The following is a 7,738-nucleotide window of genomic DNA, read 5'->3' as shown; positions in this document are numbered from 1 at the left end:
AAACAATTATATCGTGGGCAATTAAAACTGTTTGATGTTTAGAAAGACGTATGTAAATTGCACTGATACCTCGAGGCTCTGCCTCGGGGTCATTCATTTTTATAAAAATAAAAACTCCAACCATAAGTTGGAGAATATTGTCAATACCGCAAATACTATATAAAACAATAATATGAAGGATTTAGTAAATACCAATGAATTCAAGAACTTCGTAAAGGATGTAAAAGCAAGAATTCACAAAGCACAGTACGAAGCATTAAAAGTTGTGAATAAAGAACTGATTCAGCTTTATTGGGATATTGGAAAAATGATTGTAAAGAAACAGGATGAATTGGGCTGGGGCAAAGCCGTTGTTGAAAATTTGGCGATTGATTTACAGAAAGAATATCCGGGCTTGCAGGGTTTTTCTCATCGTAACCTTTGGCGAATGCGTACTTTTTATAGTGAATATAAGTCGCATGCAATTCTGCCACCATTAGTGGCAGAAATTGGTTGGTCGCACAATGTGGTTATAATGGAAAAATGTAAAGATGAATTAGAGCGGAAATTTTATATGGCAAGCACAAAGAAATTCGGGTGGACAAAAGATGTTCTGATACATCAGATTGATAATAAAACTTACGAAAAATATTTATTGAACCAAACCAATTTTGATAAAACCCTGCCCGAGAAATATAAGAATCAGGCAAAGCTTGCGGTTAAAGACCATTATACTTTTGATTTTCTCGAATTATCGGAAGAACACTCTGAGAAAGAACTTGAGCTCGCTCTCATTCGCAATATTCGTAAATTTCTCGAAGAGATGGGCAGTTATTATACATTCGTAGGTAGCCAGTACCGGCTTGAAGTAAGTACAAAAGAATATTTTGTTGACCTTTTGCTTTTCCACCGTCAGTTACGATGCCTCATTGCTATTGATTTAAAGATTGGGGAATTTACGCCTGAACATAAAGGAAAAATGGAATTTTATCTCACTGCATTGAACAAACAAATTAAACTGAATGATGAAAATAATTCTATCGGAATAATTATTTGCAGAAGCAAGGATAAAACAATAGTGGAATATTCTTTGAGCAATGCCACGCAGCCAATTGGTGTTGCCACATACAGCACTACTCCTCAATTACCTGCTAATTATAAAAAATATCTTCCATCGAAAAATGAAATCGAAAAACGACTATCGGATTTTTTAACAAAAAAGGAAGAATAAAATAATCTAAAAAAATCCAACGACACTATCCACTTTTATTTTTTCAGAGCTCAACTTTATTTTAGTTGGTCAAATTGTTTTTGAAGATTCTCAAGGTTGGTCTGTCTTGCTGTCATCAATGCAGCTAACTCGTTTCTTTCTTTATCGTTGAGATGATATTCATTTCCGCTTTCCTGTTCTGTTTTTTTCTTCGATTGATAAAAGCCAAACCACTTGTTGTATGCGTTAAGGTAATCATTCAACGCTGGGAGTATAGGACTTTTCATCTCAACAATTTCATCGTAAAGTTCTTTATTAGTTTTATAGTCGCTGTTATCAATTTTATGAACCTTTGCGATATTCCAAATTGCTGCTCTGAAAGCATTGTGTCTGTCAGTTTCAGAAATAAAAATTTTCATTTGATTATTTATTTTTAGGTTATTAATATTTTTAATTTTTTAAAACAAATTTTTCTAATATAAATGTTTTTTGTGTGCTCAATTAAAGAAACAAAGTAGGTTCATTTTTCTGTCCATGTTTTTTTCAAAGACCTAAAATCATTTTTATATCCTCAATTTTTTTTACTTTACTCAATTGTTCATTTATAGAAGTCAAATCAGATTTAGAGAGTTTTATTAGTTTTTCAATAGTAGTTTTATATTCGGTTAGAGCTTGTTTTTTAATATCATCCGATTCGGCTTTGGTAAATCTTTTTGTAATATCATCTAATACTTTCTGCGATTTTTTATAAATTTCTTCTCCTTTAGGATACTGATAAGAATACTTATAATAACCGTTACTGTTCCAAGTGCGGTTTTCAATCAAATAAATTATTTTGTATTTTTCTTCATATTTATGTATTACATAATCGCCAATTCCCTTTATATCAGTTATAGTAAGTTCTGTTCCGCCGGAACCTCGAAAATCTTCTACAATCTTTACAACATTTCCAACTTCATCATAAAAAATATGGTCATTAGAAAGTACAGAATTATTAGGAGAATCTTCGGTTAGAATTTCAGATTTTAATTTTCCTGTTTCGTAATACTCATAATAATAACAACAGGTATTACCAACACTTCCATATTCCGTACTAATGCCGTATTCAAGAGAAACTTTACCGGATTGGTAAAACTCTTTTCCGAATCCTTTCAATACATTATGTTCTAATTTTAATTTACCATTATCATAATACTCTTTTTTTATCCTTTTTGAAAAATCATCTTCAAGACAAATAATGCCATTTTTATAAGTTCGTTCTATTGTTTTGATTCCATCTCTTTTACAATCAACCTTAATAATTTCTTTTGTTTTCTTCCCATCCTTATCATAATTTGATGTAGATAAAAGATAAGGTGATTTTTCAGAATAATAATGTTCGATAATATAAGATTTATCAGCATTCATAATTTTAAGATCTCCTGTTTTTTCGTTATAGATATATGATATTTTATTAAATAATTCTATATTTCCTATTTTATCTCTCTCAATATTTAATAATAAATATGCTTTTCTGATATAGGTACTATCTGTAGCAATTTTATTACCGAAATTATCAGTATTACTATTCAAATAACCAGAAGGTTCAAAGTGAAATTTTTCATAGACATTGTTTTCTGTTGCATAAATGCTCACAGAAGATAATTGTACTTTCCCTCCCCCAATATCGTAAGAATAATTTATGGAATACGTAACATTCAGAGAATCGAATGATACAGATTCAATTACTTTGAAATAACCAATATAATCATTCCCATGCACACCATATATATAAGTTTTCCCGTTTTTTTCTTCTGATTTAGGACTCCCATCATTAAACCAAGCGAAATAACCATTTTTGTCTTTTTGTTCAGACTTTCGACCATTAGAATAATACTTGACAAAAGATATTTCTTTACCCATATCAAAAATTGTTACATCGCATAAATAATGTATTTTACCGTCATCAGTCCAACACCAAGATTTACTTTCTCCATTTTGTAAATCATTTTTATAATTTATTTTACCTTCGACCTGTCCTTTTCCATACATATCATATGAATTCCAAAGTCCATCCTTTTTTCCCATATTATAAAATCCCGACTCAAAAATGACGCCGCTTTCAAAATACGATTTATAATAACCATTTTTAACACCAGTTGTATTGTCAACTTGGTATTCAAATTTTACTCGTGTTCTATAAATATCATAATATTCCTTTACAACTTTTTGTGAAAAAGCATTAATTGATAATGCTATAATTGCAATTAAAAAAAGTTTTTTCATTTTGTTATTTTTTTAAAATTTTAAAGATTGAAAATATCTGTTTCAATAATGTTTTTCACAACAAAATTTTTAATATTTATTTTTTTGACATCAAAAGCAAATCTTATTACAAAACTCTCAATTGGCGTTGCTTGCTGAAGACAAAATGCTACTCTGCCTTTTTGAATTAAATCATTGCATACATCTATAAACCTATAAACTTCTATTATTTTGCCATTTGCAACTCCTATAACAAAATCACAATCTAAACAGCTCTCTAATTTAAGTTTCCATGCTCTTCTTGTTGCATTCAATGGGTCTTTACTATCCTTAATGGTTTTAGAAATATTTACTGCTATAATTTTCATAAATTTTAATTTTTATTGTAAAACAATTTTTCTAATATCAATAGTGTTGCTTTGTGCGTCAATTAAGTGAACAAAATAAATTCCGTTTCCAGTCCATGTTGATAAATCAACAGTTTTTTGTTGTTGATTTACTATGGTAGTATAAACAATTTGACTCAACGAATTTGTAATTTGAAGCGTATAGCCATTCATTGTTGAAAAGTTGCTGCCAAAGTCAATTGTAATATGGTCATTCGTCGGATTTGGGAAAATTTTAACTGTATTTTTATAGACAATTGGATTGAATCCTGTTAAGTTTGCATTAATAATTAAGGTATCAGTAACCGTAATAGTTTGATAACACAGCCCTGCATTATATAAAGCAGAAATTTCATTTTGTGTCAAAACTCTATTCCATATTCCTATATCATCAATACTTTCATTTCCTTGCGGTATACTTATTGGAATATTATTATTAGAAAATGTTCCTAAAGGTACCGTACGTGAAGTATCTATAACACCATCAATATACATCTTTTGAACACCATTAGTTCCTCTATCTGCAATAAATACAATATGGTGCCATATAGTATCATTTAAATGTGTGTTTTTGCTATATAAATACGGTTGAGAACAGCCAGTCCAATCTATTTGAGTAATTAATTGACCATTCCAAATACTTATACTCCAATCATCAATGCCAGCACCAGCAACATCACGTTGTGGTAAAACACAATTTAAACTATTATTTATTGGTATTTTTACCCAACATGCCAAAGTGAATGTATTTGGCAAATTAATTTGTTGGGGTAATACCAAAGCATCTGAATTATTCACAATTTGTAAAGCATGTTGATAAATACCAAATCTATCATTTATATAATATGAACCGGTAATAGTTCCATTATATAAATTGCCACTAAGGTCATTAATATTTCCATCTAATGTGGCCACCAGCCCATTAATCCATTTGTAGGAACATAAGCTGGTACATTTTGTGCAAAAGCATTAATTGATAATGCCAAAATAGCAATTGTAAAAATTTTTCTCATTTTATTTATTTTTTAATTATTCCTACTCTATTATAGATTTTCGGTTACTCTATTTATAATCATAAATTTATGCAAATTTAATATTTTTTTTAAATTATAGCACAAGTGCTATAAATACTTTTTTTCAAAAATGTAATTTTCGTTTGTGAAAAAGAAAAAAATAAAAAAGCGAAAATTAATTTTTGATGCCACAGGTATTAAAGCGTTTGCAATACATTTAAAAAAGTTAAGGCAAGAAGCAAATATCACACAAAGCCAACTTGCTTTTGAAGCCAGTATTTCTTTAAGCCAAATTGCACGTATTGAAACAGCACGAACAAATCCCACATTAAGTACGATTTTTGCTATTTCAAGAGCTTTAGATATTCCCCTAACTTCCATGTTCGATTTTTCATTACCTGAAAACAAAGAAAAAGAAAAAAAATTTTAACTTTTCGATTCATTTAGTTCATTTGGTTCACTTCGTTCAATCTGTAAAAATCATTTTATTTTTAAATATCTTTGCAAAACATAAATTGTTTATATGTTGTCGAAAATAACTTGTAAAGAAATAGAAAAAAGGTTTGGAAAAGAAATTCGTTATCCTACTGACTGCGAGGCATTGGCGGGACATATTTCAATGGAAACAAATCAACGTATAAGTGCATCAACTCTTAAACGCATACTTGGTTTTGTCAAGGGAATTAAAGAACCTCGTTTATATACGCTTGATGTAATAGCTCAATATTTGGGATTTGAAAATTGGGATATTTATATTGATAAATTTTCTAAAATTGAAAATTCGGAATTTGCAAATCTTGAACAAATAGATGTTTCAGGTTTATGTGAGAATGATAAAATCGAATTTACATACGAACCTAACAGAAAAATAATAATTCTTTACAAAGGAAATTTCAACTTTGAAGTAATTGAATCGCTAAACAGCAAATTACAAAAGAATGATAATTTGAAAATATTCCATATAATCAGGCACTATCCGTTATTGATTAATTCTGTTACAAGAAAAGGTTTGGACATGGGACAGTTCAAGGCAGGTAAGATTAGCGGAATCACAAACATAAATATTATCAAAGCATAATGAATCTGGTTACTGAAAGTTCGGATTTTGAAAATATTGAAACAAATGCTGTTGTTCCGGGTAATGCGTCAATTAAAGAATTGCTTCCTTATCAAAGCAACAATAGTAGTGTTTATAAAATACGTATTAATGATAAATGGTTATTATTAAAACGCATTTTGCCTGAATATAGAGAACACCCTGCGTATATAAACGCATTAGAAAAGGAATTTAATTTAGGATTTAATCTCGACCATCCTCATATTGTAAAATATCTGAATAAAGGAAATGACTCGGAGGGTTTGTATTTACTTTCAGAGTACATAGATGGTGTGTCTTTGCGAAATATTATTCAGAAAAATCCACAAGGAATAGAAGATTTTAAACTGATTAGAAAAATTATTTTGCAATTGCTCGACGCATTGGATTATATGCACAAGCAACAGATATTTCATTTGGATTTAAAACCTGAAAATATAGTTATTACTCATAAAGGGAGCAATGTAAAAATAATTGATTTGGGCTTGTCATGCTCTGATTCGTATATTTCTGTCTCATCAGGAACAAAAAAATATTGTTCGCCTGAACAATTAAATAATCATAGAAACGCAGATGCAAGAAGTGATTTCTATTCATTAGGTTTAGTTTTTCTCGAATTGATTACCGGCAGTACCAAATTATCAGGTTTGAAAAAAATACCAAGTCGGTACAAAAAAATTATTACAAAATGTATTGAGCCATTACAAGAAAACAGATATAATTCGGCTGAAGAAATTATTTCAATATTGGTTAATGGAAATAGAAAAAAATATTTTCTGTTTGGAATTATTGGGCTATCCGGTTTAATATTTTCAATTCTTTTTTTAATATACTTTTATAAACACTCAGATAACTCAGGTAACGAATGGAAGCAATTAGCGTCTTTGCCCGAAATACGATGCTCCGGCAAAGCTATAATTTATAAAGATAAAATATTTTACATAGGCGGTGCAGATGCAGTAAAATGCAGAAATAATACATGGGTGTACGATTCGAGAAAAAATATATGGATTGAGAAAGCACCAATTCCAACATCAAGAACAGAAATGGGCTGTGCTTTGGTTGATAAAAAGATTTATTGCTTTGGCGGATGGCAAGGCGATAAAAAAGGCATGACTAATAAAGCAGAAATTTACGATATTGAAAACAATACATGGGACTCACTGCCAAGATTACCTAAATTTATTACTTCGGCTTCGGCTGTTAGTATTAAAAACCAAATTTATATTTTAGGAGGAACACTCGGCGAAACAAAAACATATTTTTTTAGATTTAATACGGAGACATTAAAATATGATAGTTTAAATGTTTTTAAGAATCAAAGGTCTAATTTATGCTTAATTGTTATTAATGATAGAATTATTGCTATTGGTGGCAGTGCTTTTAAAAAAGGTCAGTACAACTGGCTTGACGATGTTGACGAATACAACCCAAATTTAAACACATGGACTAAAAAAGCAAATATTCCAAATCCAATTACAGTCAGTAGTGCAGTTTTGAAAGGTTATGAAATACATTTAATAGGAGGCAGTACAATAGAAAATGATATTACAAAAAGAATTAAGAATTATCATTTTGTTTATAATTATAAAAACAATACTTGGTCTATTGAAAAACCATTACCATTTAATATCCATAATCATCAAGCAGTTTGTATAAACGGGAAAATAATAATAATCGGAGGAATTAATGAAGAACCTTATCCTTCAAAAAATGTTTATATAGAAGAATAATAAGATTAATATGTTTGTTAGGAAACAGTCAGAAATATTTTTTTTTAAAACGATAATCAACGTAATTTTTTTAAAAA

General features: G+C 29.5%; 8 protein-coding genes. 4 read left to right on the top strand and 4 right to left on the bottom strand.

Annotated elements, in window-relative coordinates:
* Positions 1-172: 172 nt before the first annotated feature.
* Complete coding sequence (locus WC223_09265) at positions 173-1,210, top strand: PDDEXK nuclease domain-containing protein (protein MFA6924427.1); 1,038 nt, start codon at positions 173-175, stop codon at positions 1,208-1,210.
* A gap of 56 nt (positions 1,211-1,266) precedes the next feature.
* Here the strand turns inward: WC223_09265 and WC223_09260 are convergent, their stop codons facing one another.
* The 4 genes from WC223_09260 to WC223_09245 form a co-directional block, all read right to left on the bottom strand.
* Positions 1,267-1,608, bottom strand: coding sequence for a hypothetical protein (locus tag WC223_09260; GenBank protein MFA6924426.1), 342 nt, complete (start codon positions 1,606-1,608; stop codon positions 1,267-1,269).
* 124 nt (positions 1,609-1,732) lie between these two features.
* Complete coding sequence (locus WC223_09255) at positions 1,733-3,454, bottom strand: hypothetical protein (GenBank protein ID MFA6924425.1); 1,722 nt, start codon at positions 3,452-3,454, stop codon at positions 1,733-1,735.
* Between the two features lie 20 nt (positions 3,455-3,474).
* On the bottom strand, positions 3,475-3,801 hold the full coding sequence (locus tag WC223_09250; protein ID MFA6924424.1) for a hypothetical protein: 327 nt from the start codon (positions 3,799-3,801) through the stop codon (positions 3,475-3,477).
* Between the two features lie 12 nt (positions 3,802-3,813).
* A complete protein-coding gene (locus WC223_09245; GenBank protein ID MFA6924423.1) occupies positions 3,814-4,734 on the bottom strand; it encodes a LamG-like jellyroll fold domain-containing protein in 921 nt (306 codons plus the stop codon).
* A gap of 243 nt (positions 4,735-4,977) precedes the next feature.
* Here WC223_09245 and WC223_09240 point away from each other — a divergent pair, with 243 nt between their 5' ends.
* The 3 genes from WC223_09240 (at position 4,978) to WC223_09230 (ending at position 7,661) form a co-directional block, all read left to right on the top strand.
* Positions 4,978-5,262: a helix-turn-helix transcriptional regulator gene (locus tag WC223_09240; GenBank protein ID MFA6924422.1), complete on the top strand. Its 285-nt coding sequence runs from the start codon at positions 4,978-4,980 to the stop codon at positions 5,260-5,262.
* Positions 5,263-5,355: 93 nt separating this feature from the next.
* On the top strand, positions 5,356-5,910 hold the full coding sequence (locus WC223_09235) for a hypothetical protein (protein MFA6924421.1): 555 nt from the start codon (positions 5,356-5,358) through the stop codon (positions 5,908-5,910).
* Complete coding sequence (locus WC223_09230) at positions 5,910-7,661, top strand: protein kinase (protein ID MFA6924420.1); 1,752 nt, start codon at positions 5,910-5,912, stop codon at positions 7,659-7,661. The genes WC223_09235 and WC223_09230 overlap by 1 nt, the downstream gene beginning before the upstream one ends.
* Positions 7,662-7,738: the final 77 nt, after the last annotated feature.

Source organism: Bacteroidales bacterium, from assembly GCA_041671145.1.
In the GTDB taxonomy this organism is placed as follows: Bacteria; Bacteroidota; Bacteroidia; order Bacteroidales; family JAHJDW01; genus JAQUPB01.
The sequence above is the reverse complement of the archived record's forward strand: the minus strand, read 5'-3'. Positions and strand labels throughout refer to the sequence as shown.